Origin of the sequence: Limisalsivibrio acetivorans, assembly GCF_000421105.1 — a bacterium.
GTDB lineage: Bacteria > Chrysiogenota > Deferribacteres > Deferribacterales > Geovibrionaceae > Limisalsivibrio > Limisalsivibrio acetivorans.
In genome coordinates this window covers 1,600,923-1,623,694 of record NZ_ATWF01000001.1, presented here as the reverse complement: position 1 = coordinate 1,623,694, position 22,772 = coordinate 1,600,923, and the positions used below count along the sequence as shown (strand labels likewise).

The 22,772-nt window shown below is 52.2% G+C and carries 19 protein-coding genes and 1 riboswitch; all 19 genes read left to right on the top strand.

The annotated features are described in order from the left end of the window. Positions 1 to 36 precede the first annotated feature (36 nt). The 19 genes from K300_RS0107695 (at position 37) to hypF (ending at position 22,768) form a co-directional block, all read left to right on the top strand. Positions 37 to 1,341, top strand: coding sequence for a nucleotide sugar dehydrogenase (locus K300_RS0107695; RefSeq protein WP_022851090.1), 1,305 nt, complete (start codon positions 37 to 39; stop codon positions 1,339 to 1,341). A gap of 18 nt (positions 1,342 to 1,359) precedes the next feature. Continuing rightward, entirely contained in the window at positions 1,360 to 2,487 is a 1,128-nt protein-coding gene (locus K300_RS0107690; RefSeq protein ID WP_022851089.1) for a DegT/DnrJ/EryC1/StrS family aminotransferase, read from the top strand. Positions 2,488 to 2,489: 2 nt separating this feature from the next. Then, positions 2,490 to 3,101, top strand: a complete 612-nt coding sequence (locus tag K300_RS0107685) for a hypothetical protein (protein ID WP_022851088.1) — start codon at positions 2,490 to 2,492, stop codon at positions 3,099 to 3,101. Next, a complete protein-coding gene (locus K300_RS0107680) occupies positions 3,094 to 4,416 on the top strand; it encodes an RsmB/NOP family class I SAM-dependent RNA methyltransferase (protein WP_022851087.1) in 1,323 nt (440 codons plus the stop codon). Before K300_RS0107685 ends, K300_RS0107680 begins: the two co-directional genes overlap by 8 nt. Continuing rightward, entirely contained in the window at positions 4,406 to 5,677 is a 1,272-nt protein-coding gene (locus tag K300_RS0107675; RefSeq protein WP_022851086.1) for a L,D-transpeptidase family protein, read from the top strand. Before K300_RS0107680 ends, K300_RS0107675 begins: the two co-directional genes overlap by 11 nt. Before the next feature lie 35 nt (positions 5,678 to 5,712). Beyond that, positions 5,713 to 7,107, top strand: coding sequence for a M14/M99 family metallopeptidase (locus K300_RS0107670; RefSeq protein ID WP_238320642.1), 1,395 nt, complete (start codon positions 5,713 to 5,715; stop codon positions 7,105 to 7,107). After that, on the top strand, positions 7,083 to 7,379 hold the full coding sequence (locus K300_RS0107665) for an acylphosphatase (protein WP_022851084.1): 297 nt from the start codon (positions 7,083 to 7,085) through the stop codon (positions 7,377 to 7,379). The genes K300_RS0107670 and K300_RS0107665 overlap by 25 nt, the downstream gene beginning before the upstream one ends. Further along, on the top strand, positions 7,379 to 8,017 hold the full coding sequence (locus tag K300_RS0107660) for an HAD family hydrolase (protein WP_022851083.1): 639 nt from the start codon (positions 7,379 to 7,381) through the stop codon (positions 8,015 to 8,017). The genes K300_RS0107665 and K300_RS0107660 overlap by 1 nt, the downstream gene beginning before the upstream one ends. 52 nt (positions 8,018 to 8,069) lie before the next feature. Beyond that, positions 8,070 to 8,972: a DNA adenine methylase gene (locus tag K300_RS0107655; protein ID WP_022851082.1), complete on the top strand. Its 903-nt coding sequence runs from the start codon at positions 8,070 to 8,072 to the stop codon at positions 8,970 to 8,972. A gap of 71 nt (positions 8,973 to 9,043) precedes the next feature. Then, a riboswitch (TPP riboswitch) is annotated at positions 9,044 to 9,141 on the top strand. Positions 9,142 to 9,222: 81 nt separating this feature from the next. Then, positions 9,223 to 10,500 (top strand): phosphomethylpyrimidine synthase ThiC, encoded by a 1,278-nt coding sequence (thiC, locus tag K300_RS0107650; RefSeq protein WP_022851081.1) that lies wholly within the window; start codon positions 9,223 to 9,225, stop codon positions 10,498 to 10,500. Next, a complete protein-coding gene (gene thiE / locus K300_RS0107645) occupies positions 10,461 to 11,105 on the top strand; it encodes a thiamine phosphate synthase (protein ID WP_022851080.1) in 645 nt (214 codons plus the stop codon). The genes thiC and thiE overlap by 40 nt, the downstream gene beginning before the upstream one ends. Then, positions 11,102 to 11,968, top strand: coding sequence for a thiamine-phosphate kinase (locus K300_RS0107640; protein ID WP_022851079.1), 867 nt, complete (start codon positions 11,102 to 11,104; stop codon positions 11,966 to 11,968). The genes thiE and K300_RS0107640 overlap by 4 nt, the downstream gene beginning before the upstream one ends. 64 nt (positions 11,969 to 12,032) lie before the next feature. Next, positions 12,033 to 13,667 (top strand): ribonuclease J, encoded by a 1,635-nt coding sequence (locus K300_RS0107635; protein ID WP_022851078.1) that lies wholly within the window; start codon positions 12,033 to 12,035, stop codon positions 13,665 to 13,667. Beyond that, a complete protein-coding gene (locus K300_RS0107630) occupies positions 13,668 to 14,459 on the top strand; it encodes an undecaprenyl-diphosphate phosphatase (protein ID WP_022851077.1) in 792 nt (263 codons plus the stop codon). Next, positions 14,450 to 16,759, top strand: coding sequence for a DNA translocase FtsK (locus tag K300_RS0107625; protein ID WP_022851076.1), 2,310 nt, complete (start codon positions 14,450 to 14,452; stop codon positions 16,757 to 16,759). Before K300_RS0107630 ends, K300_RS0107625 begins: the two co-directional genes overlap by 10 nt. Positions 16,760 to 16,772: 13 nt before the next feature. After that, on the top strand, positions 16,773 to 17,753 hold the full coding sequence (locus K300_RS0107620; RefSeq protein ID WP_022851075.1) for a dihydroorotate dehydrogenase-like protein: 981 nt from the start codon (positions 16,773 to 16,775) through the stop codon (positions 17,751 to 17,753). Beyond that, positions 17,754 to 19,100, top strand: coding sequence for a Trk system potassium transporter TrkA (gene trkA, locus K300_RS0107615; RefSeq protein WP_022851074.1), 1,347 nt, complete (start codon positions 17,754 to 17,756; stop codon positions 19,098 to 19,100). Positions 19,101 to 19,103: 3 nt separating this feature from the next. Next, positions 19,104 to 20,555 (top strand): TrkH family potassium uptake protein, encoded by a 1,452-nt coding sequence (locus tag K300_RS0107610; RefSeq protein ID WP_022851073.1) that lies wholly within the window; start codon positions 19,104 to 19,106, stop codon positions 20,553 to 20,555. Further along, positions 20,552 to 22,768 (top strand): carbamoyltransferase HypF, encoded by a 2,217-nt coding sequence (gene hypF / locus K300_RS15015; protein ID WP_022851072.1) that lies wholly within the window; start codon positions 20,552 to 20,554, stop codon positions 22,766 to 22,768. The genes K300_RS0107610 and hypF overlap by 4 nt, the downstream gene beginning before the upstream one ends. The last annotated feature ends 4 nt before the right edge of the window (positions 22,769 to 22,772 follow it).

Below are 22,772 nucleotides of genomic sequence, written 5' to 3'. Positions count from 1 at the left end.
GCTCTTATCGGGGCAAACCCATTTCAAAGAGGTAGTATGCTTTCATTGGATGATTTCAGGAGCGGCGTTAACGGGATCTGTGTCGTAGGTCTCGGTTATGTCGGCCTCCCCCTCGCTGTTGCTCTTTCCAAGAGCTTCAGCGTTACCGGATTCGATATCAACGAGAAGAGGATCGAGGAGCTGAAGGCGGGTTATGACCGCACCAGAGAAGTGTCTGGTGATATTCTGAAAGCTGCCGCTATCAAATATTCATCGAACCCCGGCTGTATTGCGGACTGCTCCGTGGTTATTGTAACGGTTCCCACTCCGATAGACAGCCATAACCTTCCGGATCTCGGTCCTGTACGCTCCGCCTCGGAGCTTGTAGGGCGAAATCTCAGTAAGGGAGCCGTTGTTGTGTACGAGTCAACGGTTTATCCCGGGCTTACCGAAGAGTTCTGCGTTCCCGTTCTGGAGATGATGTCCGGCGGTAAATGGAAGGAGGATTTCTTCATAGGCTATTCGCCGGAGAGGGTTAATCCGGGTGATAAGGAGCGCAGCATCGAGAAGATAACGAAGATAGTTGCCGGAGATACGGAGGAAACAGCGGATCTCCTCTGCGGGCTGTACGGCGAGGTAATCGAGGCGGGCATCCACAGGGCGGCGGATATAAAGACCGCCGAAGCGGCCAAGGTTATCGAGAATACCCAGCGGGATATAAACATAGCCCTGATGAATGAACTCTCCCAGCTCTTCGATGTTCTGAACATCGATACCACGAGTGTTCTGGAAGCGGCGGGAACCAAATGGAACTTCCTCCCTTTCAGACCCGGTCTTGTGGGTGGGCACTGCATCGGTGTGGATCCGTACTATCTCACATGGAAGGCGGAGGAGGCTGGTTTCAGCCCCAGGATAATCCTTTCCGGGCGTAAGATGAACGACAGCATGGGCAAGTTCATCGCAGAGAAGGCCGTTAAACTGCAGATAAGCCTCGCCAAGCAGATCCATGGCTCAAGGACGCTCATCTGCGGTATAACCTTCAAGGAGAACTGCCCGGATATCCGCAACACAAGGGTTGTGGACATAAGGAAAGAGCTCTTCGAGTACGGCGTTAATGTTGATGTATACGATCCCGTGGCGGATGCCGATGAGGTGAAGGGTGAGTACGGCTTTGCCCTTGTTAACGGGATAGATAGAAAGTACGACAGTGTGATAATCGCTGTTAAGCACGATGTTTTCAAGGATGAGCTCACCCCCGAAAGGATAGGTGAGGTTCTTGATCATGACGGAGTGCTCATAGATGTAAAAAGTATGTTCAATAAGGATATGATGCCCGAAGGGGTAAAGTTCTGGAGACTTTAATTTTAAGGAGTTTTTATTATGGAATTCTGCGACCTGAAAAGCCAGTACGCACTGCTTAAGGATGATATAGACAAGAGGATAATGGATGTCCTCGCCCATGGACGCTACATCTTCGGACCCGAGATAACCGAGCTCGAGGAGAGATGCGCCGGATACGCCGGAGTAAAGAAGGCGATAGCCGTTGCCTCCGGAACCGATGCACTCCTTGCGGGGCTCATGGCCTATGATGTAAAACCGGGTGATTACGTTATCACCACCCCCTTCACCTTCATCGCCACAGCGGAGATGATAGCCCTCCTCGGCGCAAAGCCCCTCTTTGTGGACATTGAAGACAGGACATGCAACATCGATCCCGAAGCCCTCAAGGCACTTCTCGCCAACCTTCCGGCGGAGAAGGAGCGTGTTAAGGGCGTTATCGCCGTAGACCTTTACGGCCAGCTCCCCGATTACGAGAAGCTCCAGCAGGTCATTGATGATAGCGGACTGGATCTGTTCCTCATGGAGGACGCCGCACAGAGCTTCGGTGCAACCCAGCGTGGTAACAGAGCCGGATCCTTCGGCGATGTTGCCGCAACATCCTTCTTCCCCGCAAAGCCCCTCGGCTGTTACGGCGACGGTGGAATGATCTTCACCGACAACGAGGAGCTGGCGGAAAAGATAATATGGATAAGGAATCACGGTCAGAATGAGCGATACAGGCATAAGCTTGTGGGTATAAACGGCAGGCTCGATTCCATTCAGGCCGCTGTACTCCTCGGCAAGTTCGATACCTTCGTTAATGAAGAGGTGCGCAAAAGGGATGAGGTGGCAGAGATATACACCACTATGCTTAAGAGCGTTAAGCAGGTTAAAACCCCCGTTGTGGAGGAGATAAACACCTCCGTCTGGGCCCAGTATTCCCTCATGGCAGAAAGGCGTGACGAGCTCCAGAAGTTTCTGGGGGATAAGGGAATCCCTTCTGCAATACACTATCCCGTTCCCCTTCACAGGCAGGAGGTGTTCATCGACCTCGGATGCGGCGAGGGAACCTTCCCCGTTGCGGAAAAGGTTTCCGAGAGCATCATAAGCCTTCCGATGTGCGCCTATAAAAAGAATGAGGACATAGAGGCTGTTGTTACAGCAGTACGTGAGTTTTACGGAGCCTGAGCTTGAGGCTCGCAACCATTCTTCTGCTACTCATGACCGTGTCATGGGGATGCTCCACTAAAAAACAAAATATTGCGGAGCCGGAGAAGCATCCGGCTCCCCCCGAATACATAGCCAATACAGATTTCGGCGGTCATACCCTCGCAGTATCCCTACCCGAAGGGGGTATTTATTCCAATGCGTTCATCCACGAACTCTTTCGGCAGGGTGCCCGCCCGCACATCATAGACAAAGATGCCCTCCCCGTTCCCTCGGATATCGTTGTTTATATATCGGATATCTCCCCCGCAGATTGTGACGGCGGGGCAGGCGTTCTTATCAGCGGTGTTGAGTTCTATCTCGCCGCAGAGGATCGTATCCTTTGGGACGGTGCGCTCAGGAGATGCGCTGAAACCTTTCCGGCAGACAGCAGCAGGTCGGAAGCCTCCCTCGCTTTAAGTGTTGAGTTTGCCAAAACGAGGAGCGGAGAAAGGAATGGGAAGATAGCGGCCTACCGTAACGAGTTCAGCTTCGATCCTGAAACTGCCACACCCGAAGGGCTTGCCGCCAGAGGCGTTGCGGCGGATGTTCTGGAGCTTGCATCGAAGTTTGGTTCGGAGAATCCGGATGAATAAAGAGTTTGAATCGAAATACAGGGAGCTCCTTGGTGCCGGGGCGGACGCATTCTTCGATGCGATGCAGGAAAAGCCGGGACGCTTCATCCGTAAACTGAACAAGAGAAATACGGACTATATAGATGAGCTCAAGCAGGAGGGCTTCAACCCTTTGCAGGACAGCATGTTTGAGGAGGTATTCTCCGTAACTGAAACCGATCAACGCCTCACCGATACCGTGGGTTTTATCACTGGCGGTTTCTACATAATGAACCCCTCCTCCGTGTTCCCCGCAGAGTCTCTCACACAGCTGATGCCGGAGAATCCGCTTCTTCTGGACGTCTCCGCCGCACCTGGAGGGAAGACAGTGGCCATGGCGGACATGCTCCTCGGGGGCGGACTGGTCATAGCGAATGAACCCTCAAAAAAACGTCTGCGTTCGCTGGAGTTCAACCTTGAGAAGCACGGTTGCCACAATGTGCGCACATCGAGCATGGACGGCCGAGTCCTGCACAAGGCCTACGAGGGGGTATTTGACGGTATACTCCTCGATGCACCTTGCAGTAACGAGAACAAGATCGCCCGCAACGATACAGTGAACCGTGAGTGGTGCACTGATCTTGTTGAGCGGATGGCAAAACTGCAGGCAGAGATAGCGCTCTCCGCATGGGAATGCCTGAAGCCTGGGGGTGTACTTGTCTATTCAACATGCACATTCTCCCCCGAGGAGAACGAGGATATCGTTGCTATGCTTATGGAGGAGAGGGGCGCTGAGCTCGTTGATATAAGCGAAGAGGGTGCCGAAGGTCTCAGCGGGAATGACAGGATAGACAGCCGTGTTCTGCGTGTTATGCCCCACAGGATGCCCTATGACGGCTTTTTCGTATCAGCACTGCGCAAGCCGGGTGGTGAGCTCAAGCCCACACCCGCACCCAACAGGCTTAACGGAAGATACAGGGATTACTTCAAAAAGGAACTGGATAACCTTTTTACGGTTAAGGCGGGGGACAGGATCCTCCTGCAGTCCTCCTGCCACAACGATATACGGGGGCGTTTCTCCCGTTCGGGACTTACGTTTATGAAAAGGGAGGGGGAGCTTTCATCCCAGACAGCATGGGAATTCGGGGCCTTTCTCAAGGATGATGCCTCTGTGAATATCCAGAGGGATGAGGCTTTGCAGTATCTAAAAGGGTTTGACATCCCAAAAAGCACCGATTATCATAATCCGATACTTTATTGGGGTAGTATGCCCGTGGGCGTAGCCAAGGCCGTGGAAGGCCGCCTCAAAAACAAACTCGACAGATATTTTCTATATGGAAGAAACATTGAATTTTAATAAGATATTAATCACCCTGAGCATACTGTTCTGTATTACCTCTGTAACCTTCGCACAGGAAGGTCTTGTTCTGGGCAACGTTTTCTCCCAGGATGCGGCAGATTTCCATGCAGTTGTTGTGGAAAAGAGCACGAATACCCTTTTTCTGGTTGATATGAAGGGTGACAGACCCTCCGTTCTTCGCAAGCTTGAGGTTATCACAGGTAAAAACGACAGCGACAAGATTAAGCAGGGTGATCTCGCAACCCCTGAAGGTGTGTACTTCATCCGCCGCTATATCTCCCCCGATGAGCTGGATGATGCCTACGGTGTTCTGGCGGAGGATTACGGTACGGGAGCATTCCCGCTGAACTATCCTAACATAGTGGACAGGATAAACTCCAAAACCGGCGGGGGGATATGGCTCCACGGAATGAAGGAGGGGCGTGAGGACAATGCCACCAAGGGATGCGTTGCCATGGAGAACGGCAAGCTCGATTCCCTGAAAGGTTTCCTCGATAAAAAGACCCCTGTTATCATAACCGAAAAGCTCAACATGATGGACGAACAGGCGTACAACGTTGAGCGTGGGATGCTCATAGGCAACCTTAAGGAGCATATGCAGGCTTGGGAGGATTCGGATTTCGAAACCTACCGCAAGTTCTTCCACATTCACTTCAAAAGCACCTCCGGACAGAGCTATGCCCCCTATCTGCACCAGAAGAAAAAGCTTATGGAGATATACCCCGACAGAAAGGTGGATATATCAGACATAAGGGTTTTTAAGGAGAACGACACGGAGTACGTCTACGATTTCAATCAGATGTACTGCGCTCCGAATATAATCGCCTACGGCCGCAAACGGCTGTATCTCAACCGTGAGGTGGACGAGTTCAGGATTATCGCCGAGGAGTACAGGCCCGGCAGCAGTGATGATGTGGTGAAGGAATCCGCTGGTAACTTTTTGGTGGATTGGAAGAAGAGCTGGGAGGGCATGGATACTGAAAGGTATATCGCTCACTACAGCGATTCATTCTCCTCCGATGGTATGAACAGGGACTCATGGCGTGATGACAAGGCAGAAAAGTTTATCAAATACAATGATATAAATGTTGGAATAGAGAATATCAGGGTACATCCGCTTGCCCCTATGAAGGTGAGGGTTACCTTCCTGCAGCGTTTCAGGGGTGACTCATACAGCGATGTGGGGATAAAAACCCTTGTGCTTGAGGGATGCCCCGGAGAATACAGGATCCTATCCGAACAATGGAGACCGCTTTGAGGCTCAGCCTTTCCGTTTTAATACTTTCTTTTTTAATGACCATCTCAGCCCTTGCCGTTGAGCGTCCGTCCAAGGAACATGATGTTTACTTTAAGGGTACGGACTATGAGCTGAACGTATACCGCATATACGGTCGTCAGGACGGCAAGACCATGCTCATCGTCGGCGGTATACAGGGGGACGAGCCGGGGGGATTCCTCTCTGCGGATCTTTATTCCGGACTCCGCCTTGAGAAGGGTAACCTTATAGTAATCCCGAGGGCGAACTTTAAGTCTATCATACTTTACGACAGAGGCCCCGACGGCGATATGAACCGCCGCTTCAAGGGGGAGCATCCCAAGGATGATATGGACAAGGTCGTCGGGATTATAATGGAGTTAATGAAGGAATCGGATGTATTCCTGAACCTCCACGACGGCTGGGGTTATCATTACCCCACATATGTTGATAAATGGAGAAACCCGTTCCGCTTCGGCCAGTCGATTATTACCGATGCAAATATCTTCAAATGCAGCGATGGCACCGAGTTGGATCTCAGAGGTATTGCAAATACCGTACTTGATAAGGTGAACAACCGGATCGAGGATAAGAAGTACCACCTCCACTATTTCAATACGAACACCGAGGACCCCAACACACGCTTCGGTGATATGCGCAAAACCGCCACATACTACGCCCTGCAGACATATTGCCTCCCCTCCTTCGGGGTGGAGAGTTCAAAGAACCTCCCCACTCTGGAGATGAAGGTTCTCCATCACAACTACGCTGTGAACGAATTTATGCACTACTACGGCATAGTTCCTGAGCATCCGAGCATCTTCCTGCTTAAGCCCCAGCTCTATTACACCGTTGTGAATGTGAACGGTGTGCCTAAGATTATCGATGAGGGTGAGACCCTCATTATCGAGAAGGGGGATTTGGTTGAGGTTACCCACATCGAGGCGAACTACCAGCGGGGGGTTTCCTGCGATGTTCTGGGAACGGGGGAGCTTAATGATTACAGAAAGAAAATACAGGTTAATGACGATACGAAGATAGTTTTCCGCAAGGATAACGACAAGATGGGGCTCATCGACCTTAAGCTTAAAAGAACAAAAAACGGCAAGTACCTTGTTTTCATAGTTAAGGTGAACGGTGAGAAGCGTTCCTTCCTCGCCGATGAAACCATAGATGTAAGCAAGCGTGACCGCCTGGAATTCGTTGCTGCAGTTTCGGACAGTTCCTGCGGCCATGACTATCCGGTAAACTTCAAAGGTTACGTACCACCCGTGAGCACAAACACAGGTGACGATCGTGGGTATGAGATACCTATGAACAGTAATTTTATGGATAAATACTCCCGTGACGGGGATGGCAAAACCTTTCCGGTTATTGTGAAATCGGGGGGTGTGGAGCTTGGAACCGTATGGGTAAGGATAAAGGACAGGTGATGAAGAGGATCAAGGCGATTGCGAAGGGGCGTGTTCAGGGTGTTGGCTACAGAGCCGCCGTTCAGTCCCGGCTCGAAGCTCTGGGTGTTACCGGATACGTTAAGAATCTTCCCGATGGAACGGTTGAGATCGTTGTTGAGGGTGAGCAGGGTGATGTTGAAAGGGCGATGGATGAATCGAGGAAAGGCTCGGCGATGTCCAGCGTAACCTCCATGGAGATGGAGGAGCAGAACCCTTCCGGCGAGTTCGCCGCATTCGAGATAAGCCGTTAATGCATAAGCTTATAATCTTCGATTTCGATGGAACCCTTGCGGACACATGGAACTCCATAAATAAATGCATGCAGTGGACCTTCCGTGATCACGAGCTTGAATGCTATGAAGAGATGCTGCTGTATGACCTTATCGGAACACCCCTCGTGGAGATGATAGAGATACTCTCCAAAGGGAAGGGGGATGCGGAGCAGATCACCGAAACCTACCGTAAATACTACACCAAAGAGGGCCACGAGCTCACCCGTCTTTTCAAGGGGTCTATAGAGGCTGTTCAGGGTCTGCATGAAAAGGGCTACAAGCTTGCCGTTCTCAGCAACAAGAGCGAGCCCGGTGTGCAGAGAGCAGTTAAAAGAACAGGGCTGTCACCCTATATTCAGGATGTTTTTGGCGAGCGTGAAGGGCGCCTCGGCAAGCCTTCCCCCGATTCCTTTCTTATGGACATATACCCCCGTTTCGGCATCGAGCCGGCGGACTGCCTCATGGTGGGAGATGCTATTCCGGACCTGGCATATGCACAGGCTTGCGGCATGCCCTCCTGCTGGGCGAGCTTCGGTTTCGGGCCCGAAAAAGAGTGCCTTTCATACAAACCTTCATATATCATTAATGATATCAGCGAACTGACCGATATTCTCTGACAGATAAGGGGATTACACCCAATTCAATCTGTTTGCCACACTGGAGAGAATATTGCAGGCGAGAACTGCTCTTGAAAGGAGCGAGAACCCCGTTAGACCTCTGCTCAAATGGGCAGGGGGTAAAACAAGGCTTATCCCCCAGTATAAACCGTATTTTCCGAACAGAGGGGTCGTTTATTACGAACCATTTGCCGGTGGTGGAGCGGTATTTTTGTACCTTGCCTCAAGGGGGCTCGTGAAGAAGGCCTTCCTGAACGATCTTAATACCGAACTTGTTAATCTATATACCGTTGTTCGAGATGAACCGGAGGAGCTCATAGAGCGAGCTTGCGCTATGCGGGACTATTACCTTGGACTGGATGGTGCAGGCAGGGCGGAGTTCTACTACGACACAAGGCAGGCCTACAACCGTGAATGCCCCGCGAGTCCCGCAGCAAGGGCGGCGATGACCGTTTTTCTCAACAAAACCTGCTACAACGGCCTTTACAGGGTGAACAGCAAGGGTGAGTTCAACGTCCCCGCCGGCAGATACAAAAGCCCCAGTATAGTCGAGCCGGAGAATGTGCGTCTTTTCAGCGCCCTGTTGCGTGAGACAGAGGCGGAGATCGGCAACGATGATTTCGACGACTCCGTTGCAAACGCCGCAAGGGGTGATTTCGTCTATTATGATCCCCCCTACCGCCCCATAAGCAGGACATCCCATTTCACATCATACAGTGCAAACAGTTTTGACGATGCAGAGCAGGAACGCCTTGCCGCAACCTTCCGTAAGCTTGCGGGAAGGGGTGTGCGTCAGATGCTCAGTAATTCCGATCCGAAAAACAATGATCCCGATGACAACTTCTTCGATGACCTCTACGAAGGGTTCACCATAAAAAGGGTTAAAGCGAGTAGGATGATAAACAGCCGTGCGGACAAGCGCGGCAGTGTCTCCGAGCTTCTCATAACTGTCTGAATCTCAACCTGAGCCTGTATTTTGTCAGGAAACTGTTGCAATCAGGACATTACAGGTGTAAATTAACAAAAGTTCAACCGTGGGGGTGCTCGCAAGTGTGCGGGCTGAGATATACCCTATGAACCTGATCCGGGTAATGCCGGCGTAGGTAGACGGTGGTTTACATCGCATCCCGCCGAATCAGGACGGGATTTTTTTATGCAAGTCACCGCCGTTCCCCCAGAAAAAAATGTATTAACAGAGGTGAAGTATGACCCAGCTTCAATCAGCTCTCAACGGTGTTATAACCGATGAGATGAAGAAGATAGCGGCTGATGAGCAGATGGATGCTGAAAAGCTCCGTGATCTTGTTGCCGATGGAAAGGTTGTTATCCCGAAAAACGTTAACAGGAACTTCAAGGATGTGAGAGGTATAGGCAGAGGCCTGCGCACAAAGGTGAACGCCAATATAGGAACCTCCGGCGACAGACCCCATATTGAATGCGAGCTGGATAAGCTCGAGGCCGCCATAGAGGCGGGAACGGACAGCGTCATGGACCTTTCCACAGGGGGAGACCTTGACGAGATACGCAGGGTTATCCTGGAGAAATCACCTGTAATGGTCGGGGCTGTTCCCATATACGCCGTAGCGGCCAGGCTTGCGGCAGAGGATAAATCCACCAGCGAGATGGACCCCGATGTTCTTCTTAAGAGTATTGAGAAGCAGTGCGAATCTGGTGTGGACTATATAACGGTACACTGCGGTGTTACCAAGGAATCCGTTGCCAGAATGGACAGATCAGACAGGGTCTGCGGCATTGTAAGCCGTGGGGGCTCCATCACGGCGGACTGGATACGCAGAAACGGAAAGGACAACCCCCTTTACGAATACTATGATGATCTCCTTAAAATATGCGCCAAGCATGATGTGACACTCAGCCTCGGCGACGGCTTCCGCCCCGGTGCCATTGCGGATGCAACGGACAGGGCGCAGATAGATGAACTCATAATCCTCGGCGAGCTGGCAAAACGCGCCAAAGAGGCGGGTGTTCAGGCGATGATAGAGGGCCCCGGCCATGTTCCGCTCAAGCAGATCGAGGCGAACATGACGATCCAGAAGAGCCTGTGCGATGATGCACCCTTCTACATCCTCGGCCCCCTCCCCACCGATATCGCACCAGGATACGACCACATAACAGCGGCCATCGGCGGAGCCATAGCGGCATCTGCCGGTGCGGATTTTCTCTGCTATGTAACCCCCGCCGAGCACCTCGCACTCCCCGATGAGAAGGACGTTTACGAAGGCGTTATCGCATCCCGTATCGCAGGGCACATCGCAGATATCGCAAAAGGTGTACCCGGTGCTGCGGAGCGTGACATACGCATGAGCCAGTACCGTAAGAAGCTTGACTGGGAGGGGATGTTCGAAGAGTGTATCGATCCCGTTAAAGCAAGAGAGAAGTTCGAGAAGAACAGGGATGTTGACTCCTGCTCAATGTGCGGAAAGCTATGCGCAGTGAAGATAGACAAAAAATCACCGACATACTGAAGCTCTACCTCGTCTACGAGGAGCCGATGCTGAAGATCCCGCCGGAGGAGTTCATTCCGGCGGTTATCCGTGGCGGTGTAACCTGTATCCAGCTCAGGAGCAAGGAACTGAACGGGGCGCAGAACTACCGCTCCGCCCTCAGCCTCAGATCGATGCTTGAGGGAACAGGCGTTCCGCTTATTATAAATGACAGGGCGGATATAGCCCTCTGCTCTGGTGCGGATGGTGTCCACGTGGGCGCAAAGGATATACCCCCTTCGGCAGTGAGAGGTCTTAACAGCGATTATATCATCGGCTATTCCTGCAATACGCCGGAGGACGTCCAGACGGCTCTTAGTGCGGGTGTTGACTACATAGGCACAGGGCCGGCCTTCCCCACTGATACGAAGAAGGATTTACGTGAGCTGAGGGGTCCATCCGGCATAGGTGAGCTTATCGCCTCATGCCCGGTCCCCGCCATTGCCATAGGCGGAATAACCGCCGCAAACTGCGGTGAGCTCTGCGGGCTGAATCTGAAAGGTGTGGCGGTGTCCTCAAGCATCTGCGCATCGGAGGATCCTGAGCGTGCGGCAGCGGAACTGAGAGAGATGGTGGAGAAGCTTTGAAGGAATTTGAGTTCATAAAAAGGCTCGCTTCAGGCCTTGATAAACCGCTTTCCGAGATTGGTATCGGCGATGATGCAGCCCTCTCCGGCGGTGTCCTTATGGCTAAGGATATCATGGCAGAGGGTGTACATTTCTCCTCCGATGCCCCCCTCCGGAATATAATATTCCGTCTTTTCACAGCAAACGTAAGCGACATAGCCGCCATGGGCGGAAGGGCAAAGAGGGTTCTTCTCGGTTTTGCAAAGCCCTCTGGCCTTAACTCCGAGGAGCTCATCCAGGCTGTGGGGCGTGCTGCTGTTTTCTACGGTGTTGAGATAGTCGGTGGTGACACAACATCATCTAAGAACGGTTTCTTTGCCTCGCTCACCGTTTTAGGGGAACCCGGCGGTCATGTACTCCGCAGAAGCGGAGCAAAGGCGGGGGATGTGCTCTACTTATCCCGCCCCGTGGGTGGAGCTCTCGAACTGCTGGAGAAGGAGCTTAGGGGGGGTAAGGATTTCTCCCACTATCTTTTCGAGGCGGAGACGAAGCTTGGAAGCTTTCTCGGCGAGTTCGGCGTATCATCATGTATAGATATAAGCGACGGTCTTGGCAGGGATGCGGGGCACATTGCGGAGTCGAGCAACGTACGAATAATGATCGATCACGAGCTCATCCCGATGTATCCGCCTGAAAGAGCTGTACAGTCCGGTGAGGAGTTTGCCCTCCTTTTTACAGTACCCCCCGGCAAAGCGGAAGAGCTTGAAAGGGGAATTCATAGGAGTCTCGGCAGGCCGGTTCACCGTATCGGCAAGGTTCTCTCCGGTGAGGGCGTTTATATGGGGGATAAAAACGTTTCACTCATCGGCTGGGAGCATTCCTGAGAAAGAAACACAGCTTGCCATTTCTTTTTTTCTTCCTTAAACTTCTGCCTAGAGGAAGGTTTTAATGTCATCTTATTTAACGGTTCTCGGCGGCGTGGGCGAGATCGGCATGAACATGTACGTTTACGAATCTATGGACACTGCGGTCATAGTTGACTGCGGCGTTATGTTCGCCGACTATTCCACACCGGGTGTTGATTACATAATCCCCGATTTTTCCTATCTGGAAAGGATAAAGGACAAGCTTAAGGGGATCTTTATATCCCACGGACATGAGGATCATATAGGCGGAATATCCTTCCTCCTTGCTGAGTACAACCTCCCCGTTTACGGCGGGGCTCTTTCCCTCGGAATTCTTGAGGCGAAGCTCTCCCGCAGGAAGCTGGGCTATGAGCTGAGGCGTGTTGAGAAGCGGGAGACTGTGGAGATAGGCGATATATCGGTGACATTCCTCCCCGTAACCCACTCCATAGGGGATACCTACGCCCTGGCAGTGCAGACACCCGATTTTAGTGCACTCCACGTTTCCGACTTTAAGATAGACTATACTCCCGCCTACGGCGAGCCCTTCCGTAATGAGGATTTTGCACCCCTGGCGGGTCTTGATCTTCTGCTCATGGATGCCACAAACGCCCATGTGCCGGGGAGTACCGATTCCGAATCATCACTCCGCTCGGAGCTTAGCGATATAATGCAGAATGCCGAGGGGCGGGTCTTCTTCACCACCTTTTCATCGAACCTCGATAGAATCCGCCAGATTATGGAGATCGCAAAGGAGACCGGCCGTAAGGTTGTTGTGGAGGGGGCATCCCTCGAAAGGAACGTTAATATAGCCACAAAGCTCGGCTATATGGAGATCCCCTCGGACACCATTATTCCCCTCTCCCATGCAAGGAAGATGAAGGATTCCAAGGTCTGTTTTATAATAACCGGAAGTCAAGGGGAGATGAACAGCACCCTTTACCGTGTGGCCTCACGTGAGAGGAAGGACCTGCACGTTAAAGAAGGGGACCTGTTCATAATATCCGCCAGGGTTATTCCCGGAAATGAGAAGAGCCTGAACAGGCTTATCAACAATATATATGAGAACGGAGGCGAGGTTGTGGATATCGGCAGCAGGCATATCCATGTTTCCGGCCATGCCGCACAGGATGAGCTTAAAACCATGCTCAAGCTCACAAAGCCCCGCTACCTGCTCCCCGTCCACGGCGAAGAGATGCACCTCGCCAGCCAGAGGAAGCTTGCCAGAGAATCCGTAGATATGAAAAACCGGGGGATCATAAGGGGCAAGAACGGCTCCAGGATAGGATTTGATCGAAGGGGCTTCGCCGGCGTTGACGAAGTGGAGCACGGTACTGTATATATAGACCTCCGTGGACGGATGGTTATTGACGATGAAACCCTGAAGGATAGAAAAAGCCTCTGCCGTGACGGGGCTGTTTCCGTTTCCGTTATTTACAACAGGGCTAAGGGAGGGATGGAGATGCCTCCCGTGGTGCGGGTCACCGGGTTCGCCATGCCGGATCACCGGATGTTTGAGCTCCGCAAGTTTCTCAATCACAATATTCAGAGCCTCCTTGAGGAAACGGGTGATGACTTCCCACTCCTTGAGGAGTACATCAAAAAACTAGTCCGCAGACATTTCAGAAAAACCATGGACAGGAGGCCTGCGGTGGCCGCCGCTGTCATGGAGGTTTAGATGGGGGTTTTAACCGCAGCACTGCTCGGCCTTTTACAGGGGCTTACGGAGTTCCTTCCTGTGAGCAGTTCGGGGCATCTTGTTCTTGCCCAGTCCTTAATGAGAGATTTTGAGCAGCCCGGTCTGCTTTTCGATACGATGCTCCACCTTGCCACACTATTTGCAGTGCTCCTCTATTTCAGGGAGAAGGTGCGTGTGCTTGTGCTTTCGCTTCTGGGGATATTTTCCCAGGAGTATAAGGTTATGTATTTCGAGAATAAGCGTTTTCTATGGGGTATTATTATTGCCTCCATACCCACAGCCGTTGTGGGGCTCGGGCTTGAGTCCACAGTGGAGGGGATGTTTGCAACGCCTTCTTATGTGGGTTATTTCCTGATCCTTACCTCAGTGCTTCTGGTTCTTTCGGACAAGGTTCGTACAGTGGGAGAGATAGACGGGCCCAGATCGTTCCTTATCGGAATTGTGCAGGGGTTTGCTGTTATACCGGGTATATCCCGTTCGGGCTCCACCGTTGCGGCGGGTCTTTTCCTCGGGATAAAGCGTGAGGAGATGGCGGAGTTCTCCTTTTTGATGAGCGTTCCCGCAATCTTCGGTGCGGCAATCCTGCAGATCCGGCACCTGAAGGATGTTCCCTTCGAGCACCTTCCGGCTTACGGCGTTGGTATGCTGGCGGCTTTCATTAGCGGCTTCATTGCTATAGGGTTTATGGTATTCTTTATAAAGCGTGCAAGCCTTACAATATTCGCAATCTACTGTCTCGTAGTGGGGATAACTGCCATAGTATGGATGTAGAAAGAAAGAGTCTCACCCTCGACATAATTTTTCTCCTGAGCGTTCTTCTGGTAATCTTTCTCGGCATGTCGATCTATTCGCATTCGCCGGAGGATCCCTCGTACTCACATATAATCTTCTCCGATTATCAGCAGGAGGTGCGCAACCTCTTCGGTAAAACGGGGGCATACACTGGGGACCTCGCCGGAACCATCTTCGGCTGGACAGCTCTTCTGCTCCCGCTTCTCCTCGTCTCGGTTCCCGTGAAGCTCTATCAGATCAAGAAGGGTATTATCGAGCGCAGGCTTACCCCCTTAGCAGTGCTTGTCGCCGCCTTCGTGCTCCCCGCTTTGTTATCGGTTACCACAGGTTTCATAGGCGGTAGTGATGTTTTCTTCACCGACAAGCCCACAGGGGGACTTATCGGACTGGTTTCGGCGGATTTCTTATCCTCACTGCTGGGAACGGCAGGGGGCGTTCTTATCTCCATGTTCCTCCTTGTTATCAGTATCATGCTGTATTTCTCATTATCCCTCAGCCAGCTCTTCGGCGCTGTTAAGAGGGGTGTTCCCTCATCGATACCTAAGATGCCCGAGCTGCCCAAGATCCCCGAGCTTAAGAGGGGGGGAAGAAAGGATAACGGCAAAGAGATGGACGGCATAGCCTCCGACGACGGCGAAAGACCCGCCTACGAGAGGATGGGTATAAACCCCGAAACGGGGATCCATGAAGCTCTCGAGGAGAAGATGATGGAGGAGGCTGTTCTGGATGAGGCTGAGCAGAATAATAATGAAGAGTCTGAACCAGAGAAGGGCGAAGACCATGAAGACAGGTCCGCTTCAGCTACAAGCGGAGCGGGTACAGCCCAGAATGGTATAGATATAAAGCCCCTCGAAAGCTTTGAAAAGGCGGAAACGGATTACAGCATACCCCTTGATCTGCTGGATAAGCCCTCGGTCTCCGTGCAGGGGGAAAGTGACGAACAGCTGAAGGAGAAGGCGAGACAGCTTGAGGCGAAGCTTGCCGATTTCGGCGTGGACGGTAAGGTTCGTGAGATACGTCCCGGCCCGGTGGTAACCCTTTTCGAGTATGAGCCGGCTCCCGGCGTAAAGATAAACAAGATAGCAGGCCTTTCCGATGACCTCGCCCTCGCCATGAGCGCATTGAGCGTCAGGATCATAGCACCCATTCCGGGCAAATCTGTGGTTGGTATAGAGCTTCCCAACCGTAACAGGGGAGCTGTTAGCCTCAGTGAGCTTCTGACATCTGCGAAATTTGCCGAAAGTCCATCCCTTCTAACCTTCGCCATGGGCAAGGATGCTTCGGGTAAACCATATATAAGCGATCTCGCCAAGATGCCCCATCTGCTCATCGCAGGAACCACGGGTAGCGGTAAGTCTGTATCGGTGAATACGATGCTCTGCTCGGTGCTGTATAAGGCATCCCCCGATCTTGTTAAGTTTGTTATGATCGATCCGAAGATGGTGGAGCTCAGTGTATACGAAGGTATACCCCATCTTGCCGCACCCGTTGTTGTGGATGTCCGCAAAGCGGCAAACGTTCTTAAGAATGTTGTGGAGGAGATGGAAGGGCGCTATGCCAGCCTTGCGCAGATGAAGGTGAGGAATATCGATTCCTACAACCAGAAGGCGGACCGTGACCCCGAGCTTGAGAGGATGCCATACCTTGTGGTTGTTGTGGATGAGTTTGCCGATCTTATGATGGTTGCGGGCAAAGAGGTTGAGCAGTCGATCATACGCATAGCCCAGATGGCCAGAGCGGTGGGTATCCATCTTATACTTGCAACACAGCGTCCTTCGGTTAATGTAATAACAGGCATCATCAAGGCGAATATGCCCGCAAGGCTATCCTTCAAGGTTTCCTCGAAGATAGACAGCCGTACGGTGATAGACCAGAATGGTGCGGAGCTTCTCCTCGGCAAGGGTGACAGCCTCTTTGTGCCTCCCGGGACGAGTGAGACTGTGCGTGTGCACGGCTGTTTTGTTTCAGATGATGAGGTAGGCCGGATAGTAGAGCATCTTAAGACACTTGGCGAGCCGGAATACAATATGGATCTTGTGCGTGAGGAGACCTCGGATCCCGGAGAGATTGACGAATCCGAGATAGATGATAAATACTATGAGGCGCTGGAGCTTGTTCAGCAGAAGGGCTTCGCCTCCATAAGCATGATACAGCGGTACCTGCGCATTGGATACAACAGGGCGGCAAGGATCGTTGAGATCATGGAGCAGAAGGGGGTAGTCGCCCCCAGTGATGGAACATCCAAGCCAAGGGAAGTTATAAAGAAAAACAACGATTAAGGAGTTTATAGAAATGGCAGATCTCAAAGTTAATTATATGGGCCTCGAGCTTGAGAGCCCCCTAATACTCGGAAGCTCTACCATGCCCAAAACCATGGACAACGTTAAAGCAGCAGCCGATGCCGGAGCGGGAGCAGTGGTTCTAAAATCCCTCTTCGAGGAGGAGCTTCGCAAGCAGGACGGCGGATACGGGGATGATTTCCACCCCGAGGCGTATGAGTATATGCAGAGCGAGGCGGCTGTGGTTTACGGAGCCAAGGAGTATCTGGACAACATTAAGGATGCTAAAAAGGCTTCAAGCATGCCCGTTATTGCCAGCGTAAACTGCCTCGGCGGGAAATGGTGGTCCGATTTCGCCTCAAACATAGAGGGAGCGGGTGCGGATGCCCTTGAGCTGAACATATCCTTCGTCCCCTTTGATGTGAACGAGAACCCCAGAGACGTTGAGCAGAGATACGTTGATGTTATAAAAGAGGTTAAGAGCAGGATCAAGATCCCCGTTGCCGTAAAGATAGGCCAGAATTTCAGCTCTATCCCTTGGACAGCTAAGCAGATAGAGAACGCCGGAGCGGACGCTCTTGTTATGTTCAACCGCTACTACCAGATGGGTATCGACACCCGCACGCTTGATCTCAGGCCTATGCATTTCTACAGCAGTGAGGAGGAGACCTTCAAGGTACTCCGCTGGGTGGCGGCTCTTTCACCCCAGCTCGACATCGATATAAGCGCCAGCACGGGTGTCCACACCTCCGATGCGTTCATACAGCAGATAATTGCAGGAGCAAAGACCGTTCAGGTTGTCAGCGCTGTTTATCAGAAAGGGTTCAAAACCATTAGCGATATCCTTGAGGGTGTTTCCGGCTGGCTCGCCACAAGGCAGAAGACCCTTGATGAGGTTCGCGGAACCGCAGGGAAGAAGAACTCCCGTGAGCATATGACCTTCGAACGTATACAGTACATGAAGGTGGCGGACGCCAGATACATCGGAGAGTAGATGAAGATAGTTATAGCGGGGGCCGGCGAGGTCGGCTTCCACATCGCTCAGCAGCTTGTTCAGGAGAATCGTGACGTTGTTATCATAGAGAAGGATCAGGAGCGTGCCAAGCATGCGGGAAACCATCTTGACTGTATGGTGATAAACGATGACGCCACGAATGTTGAAACCCTGAAAAAAGCCGGCGTGGGTAAGGCTGCGGCGTTTATCTCCGCCACGGACTACGATGAGGTGAACATGATCTCATGCTTCATCGTGGCGAGCGAGTTCAACGTTCCCATCAAGATAGCCAGGGTGCGCAGTCTTAAATACTCCAAAACGAGGCTCTTCAACGGCAACGTGCACAGCGGTATAGATTTCGTGGTGAACCCCGAGATCGAGGCGGCGAAGTCCATCGTCAGCAATGTCCAGCACGGCGCCATGAGCGATATATTCCATTTCAACGATTCAGAGATTCAGCTGAGGGACATCTATATCGATGATGAGCACCCCTTCTTAGAGCGTGCCCTTAAGGATGTTAAAGGTAGGCTCAGGGAGGACTTCATCGTTGCGGGGATACTCAGAAACGACCAGATAACTATCCCCGATGGCGATACAGTGATTAAAGAGGGGGACCACGTATTCGTTGTGGCCACCTCCCAGACCTTTGAAAAGGTCTTTGCCAAAATAGGCAACCCAAAACGCCGGATCAGGAGCGTTATCATAGCAGGGGGCGGCAGAACAGGGCGCTACGTTGCTGAAAAACTCCTCAGGCTGGGGAGAAGTGTCAGTATCGTGGATAAGGACTATGAGAAGTGTAAGGAGATCGCCGCAGACTTCCCCAAAGCTCTTGTGATAAACGGGGATATCAGCGATCAATCCGTCTTTGAGGATGAGAGCCTTGCAGGAAGCGATCTTATCATAACCACAACGAGCAACGAGGAGCTTAATATCCTCACAGCTATCTACGGCAAAACCCTCGGCATCAAGAAGGCGATAGCCCTTGTGAACAAGTCGAACTATATGCACATCTCCGCCCAGCTGGGGCTGAACTCCACTGTAAGCCCGAAATCCAGTTCGGTAAACGCCATCATGAAGTATATGCGAAGGGGTAACATACTGAACGTATACAAGATATTCGAGGGGCAGGCGGAGGTTACCGAGCTCAGCCTCCCCCAGGGCGCAGGGCTTACCGGCAAGGCGCTCAAGGATGTTAAGCTCCCCTCCGGTGCGCTAATTGTGGCGGTGACGAGGGGTGATCAGAACTATATCCCCGATGGGAGCTTTGTGCTGGAGGACGGGGACAGGATCATAACATTCTCCGGTAAAGAGGCATCCCAGGAGCTTTCGGAGATGTTTTCCGGTTAAGCCATGCATATACGAACCGTATTAAATATAATCGCCATCCTTCTTCTTATACTGGACGGCTTCCTCCTTGCGTGTGGAGCCCTTGCCTATTATTACGGTGAGTATCTATCCATGAGAGGTTTTCTCTTTGCCGCCATCGGTTCCGGCGGTGCGGCTGGAATAATACTCGCCCTTACGAGAAAAAAGGTTAAACAGACCCTCTCTCCGAGGGACGGCTTCATGTTTGTAACCCTCAGCTGGATAACAGCCTCCGCTGTGGGTGCGCTTCCATTCTGGATCTCAGGGGCGATCCCCGGTTATGCGGATGCCTTCTTTGAGACTATGTCCGGCTTCTCCACAACGGGGGCATCGATCCTCACGAACATAGAGGCTATGCCCAAGTCACTTCTTTTCTGGCGTTCCCTAACCCACTGGCTGGGGGGTATGGGTATCGTTGTTCTCGCTGTTGCAATCCTTCCCCTGCTCGGTATCGGAGGGATGCAGCTCATGCGGGCGGAGGCACCCGGTCCTTCCGTTGACAAGATAACACCGAGGATCGCCGTTACTGCGAAGTACCTCTGGCTCATATATATCGGGTTCACTGTTATAGAGACCGTTCTGCTTATGTTCGGCGGCATGGATCTTTACGAGAGCCTCACCCATGCCTTCGGAACTGTGGCAACTGGTGGATTCTCCACCAAAAACCTGAGCATCAAGCACTTCGATTCCGCCTACATCGACTGGGTGGTAACCCTCTTCATGGTGCTTGCGGGGATTAACTTCACCCTACATTTCAGGCTTCTGATGGGTAATCTAGGCGAACTGAGGAAGAATACGGAGCTTAAGGCGTATCTGGCGATATTCATCGCCGCAAGTATAGCCATATCCATAGGCCTTTACGGCAAAGTATACGAAGACTACAGCGAATCCCTCCGCTACGCCGCATTTCAGGCGGCCTCCTTCGTTACTACAACGGGTTATGCCACGGACAACTACGAGAACTGGCCTATCTTCGCGCAGATGATCCTCTTCATGCTGATGTTTGTGGGTGGATGCGCCGGCTCCACGGGTGGCGGAATTAAGGTTATCCGTATAGTGACGCTCCTTAAGCAGGGGCTTAACGAGATGAAGTTCCTTATCCATCCGAGGGGTGTTTTCATCCTCCGGCTCAGCGGATACCCAGTTCGCAAGAATATTGTCTACGCCATATCCGGCTTCTTCTACCTGTATATATTCCTGCTCCTCGTGGTTATGCTCATCGTATCCACATCGGGGGCGGATTTGACAACCTCCATTACCACAGCCCTTGCCACGGTGGGCAATATCGGTCCCGGTTTCGGTCTTGTGGGGCCTGTGGACAATTACGCCTTCTATCCCGACTATGTTAAATGGGTGCTCAGCTTCGCCATGCTTGTGGGGAGGCTTGAGCTTTATACGGTACTTGTGCTTTTTACACCCATGTTCTGGAGAAAATGATCAGCTGGCGAATACGCATAAAAGGCATTGTGCAGGGGGTGGGTTTCCGCCCGTTCATATACCGCCTCGCCCATGAGAGGGGTATCAGCGGAAGTGTGCACAACCACAGCGGCGGTGTTGAGATCTTATGCGACTGCTCCAGCCCCGAAGGATTCATTAACGATATAAAACGCTTCGCCCCGCCTTTGGCGCACATCTCCTTTGTGGAATATGATAGAACCGATGCGGATACGGGCGAGGGTTTCAGAATAATAGAATCGAAACAGGGGGGAGGGTTTACCCTGATCCCGCCGGACAGTGCCCTCTGCCCCGACTGCCGAAGGGAGCTATTCGATTCAAATGACAGACGCCACCGCTATCCCTTCATAAACTGCACCAATTGCGGCCCCAGATATTCCATAATGAAGTCCCTCCCCTACGACAGGCCTAATACTGTGATGGATGAATTCACCATGTGCCCCGACTGCGCCTCGGAATATGCTGATCCGGCCGACAGACGTTTCCATGCCCAGCCCGATTGCTGTTCCCTTTGCGGCCCGGAGATAAGTATGGGAGAGCTGAAAGGTGAGGATGCCCTTAAGTGTACCGTGGAGCTTATAAACAGCGGCGGGATAGTTTCCGTTAAGGGGCTTGGCGGGTATCATCTTGTTTGTGATGCATGCAATGACAGTGCAGTTCTTAGGCTCCGTGAGCTGAAAAGACGTGGGGATAAGCCCTTCGCCGTAATGTGCCGTGAGCCCGGCGTGGTGATGGGGGAGGGTGAGCGGAGTCTCTTCGAATCCCCCCAGGCGCCTGTGGTTCTTCTCAAGGCGGAGGGAGCATCCGTCTCAGAGTATATCAACCCCATGGGTGATGACATCGGGTTTATGATGCCCTATACACCGTTGCACGAGCTGATACTGGACGGGGTTTCAAGCGGATATATAGTAGCCACCAGCGGAAACCTGCGGGATGAACCCATAGCCGCATCGGAGGATGAGGCGGAAGAGAATCTCGGTCACTATACGAGCCATTTCCTTCATCATAACAGGGAAATACATAACCGTCTCGACGATTCTGTAACCGCATGTGTGGATGGTGTGCCCTATGTAATCCGCCGTGCCAGAGGCTTTGCACCGTGGCCTGTCATGCTTCCTGAGAAGACGGAAAGGGGCATAGCCGGAATGGGGGCGCATCTGAAAAGCACCGTGTGCCTCGCTTCGGATGAATACGCCTTTGTGAGTCAGTACATAGGGGATCTGGACAATCCGGGAACACGTGATTTCTTCGATGAAACCTTTATAAAGCTAAAAAGACTTCTCGGGATGGAGCCCGATATCCTCGTTACCGATCTTCATCCCGACTATCACAGCACACGCTTTGCGCATGACGAAGGGGCTGAGGTTGTACAGGTACAGCACCATCTGGCGCATATGTACTCCTGCTGTGCGGAAAACGGCATATCCGGCGACTGTATAGGGGTTATTCTGGATGGAACAGGGCTCGGCAGCGATGGAAATATATGGGGCGGCGAAGTTTTTCTGCGCAGGGGCGGTGTAATAAGCCGTGAGGCGCATCTCCCCTACACACCCCAGCCCGGGATGGATGCAGCAGCCAAAAAGCCATGGATGATGGCGGTGTCGTATATCCGGAGCTTCAGCGAGCACAAAGCGGAGGAATACATTGATAACAACATGCTCCCCCTTGTGCAGGGTATGTTGAAGAGCGGTACGAACTGTATCGATACCTCCAGTGCGGGAAGGCTCTTCGAGGGGGCTGGTTCACTCCTGCTGGGGATAGATGAAAACGATTTTGAAGGGCATGCTGCAATGGCTCTGGAGCGTGCGGCGGATACTTCGGTTACAGAACTCTACGAAACAAACGGATTCTCCCACGGAGGCCTCATATCGGGGCTTCTCGATGATATAAAGGCGAAAACACCGATAGGTACGGTCTCGGCGAGGTTCCATAACGGCTTTGCCCGTATGATACTCGATCTCTGCATAGAGATACGCTCCCGAACGGGTATCTGCGATGCGGTACTCTCCGGCGGTGTGTTCCAGAATCTGCTTCTGTTGAGAAGGAGTGTGGAGTTTCTGAGGGGTGCGGGCTTTAATGTGCATATCCACAGCCGTGTACCCGCCAACGACGGCGGAATATCCCTCGGGCAGGTCTACGCCTATACAGCGGGGGAGAAATTCCTTGACAAACCGGACGTACTGAAAAAGACTTGAACCC

Excerpts from the sequence above, each read along its gene's own strand:
- K300_RS0107695 (WP_022851090.1), top strand. The coding sequence starts at position 37 with ATGCTTTCATTGGATGATTTCAGGAGCGGCGTTAACGGGATCTGTGTC.
- K300_RS0107690 (WP_022851089.1), top strand. The coding sequence starts at position 1,360 with ATGGAATTCTGCGACCTGAAAAGCCAGTACGCACTGCTTAAGGATGAT.
- K300_RS0107680 (WP_022851087.1), top strand. The coding sequence starts at position 3,094 with ATGAATAAAGAGTTTGAATCGAAATACAGGGAGCTCCTTGGTGCCGGG.
- K300_RS0107670 (WP_238320642.1), top strand. The coding sequence starts at position 5,713 with ATGACCATCTCAGCCCTTGCCGTTGAGCGTCCGTCCAAGGAACATGAT.
- K300_RS0107665 (WP_022851084.1), top strand. The coding sequence starts at position 7,083 with ATGGGTAAGGATAAAGGACAGGTGATGAAGAGGATCAAGGCGATTGCG.
- K300_RS0107660 (WP_022851083.1), top strand. The coding sequence starts at position 7,379 with ATGCATAAGCTTATAATCTTCGATTTCGATGGAACCCTTGCGGACACA.
- thiC (WP_022851081.1), top strand. The coding sequence starts at position 9,223 with ATGACCCAGCTTCAATCAGCTCTCAACGGTGTTATAACCGATGAGATG.
- thiE (WP_022851080.1), top strand. The coding sequence starts at position 10,461 with ATGCGCAGTGAAGATAGACAAAAAATCACCGACATACTGAAGCTCTAC.
- K300_RS0107635 (WP_022851078.1), top strand. The coding sequence starts at position 12,033 with ATGTCATCTTATTTAACGGTTCTCGGCGGCGTGGGCGAGATCGGCATG.
- K300_RS0107630 (WP_022851077.1), top strand. The coding sequence starts at position 13,668 with ATGGGGGTTTTAACCGCAGCACTGCTCGGCCTTTTACAGGGGCTTACG.
- K300_RS0107625 (WP_022851076.1), top strand. The coding sequence starts at position 14,450 with ATGGATGTAGAAAGAAAGAGTCTCACCCTCGACATAATTTTTCTCCTG.
- K300_RS0107620 (WP_022851075.1), top strand. The coding sequence starts at position 16,773 with ATGGCAGATCTCAAAGTTAATTATATGGGCCTCGAGCTTGAGAGCCCC.
- trkA (WP_022851074.1), top strand. The coding sequence starts at position 17,754 with ATGAAGATAGTTATAGCGGGGGCCGGCGAGGTCGGCTTCCACATCGCT.
- K300_RS0107610 (WP_022851073.1), top strand. The coding sequence starts at position 19,104 with ATGCATATACGAACCGTATTAAATATAATCGCCATCCTTCTTCTTATA.
- hypF (WP_022851072.1), top strand. The coding sequence starts at position 20,552 with ATGATCAGCTGGCGAATACGCATAAAAGGCATTGTGCAGGGGGTGGGT.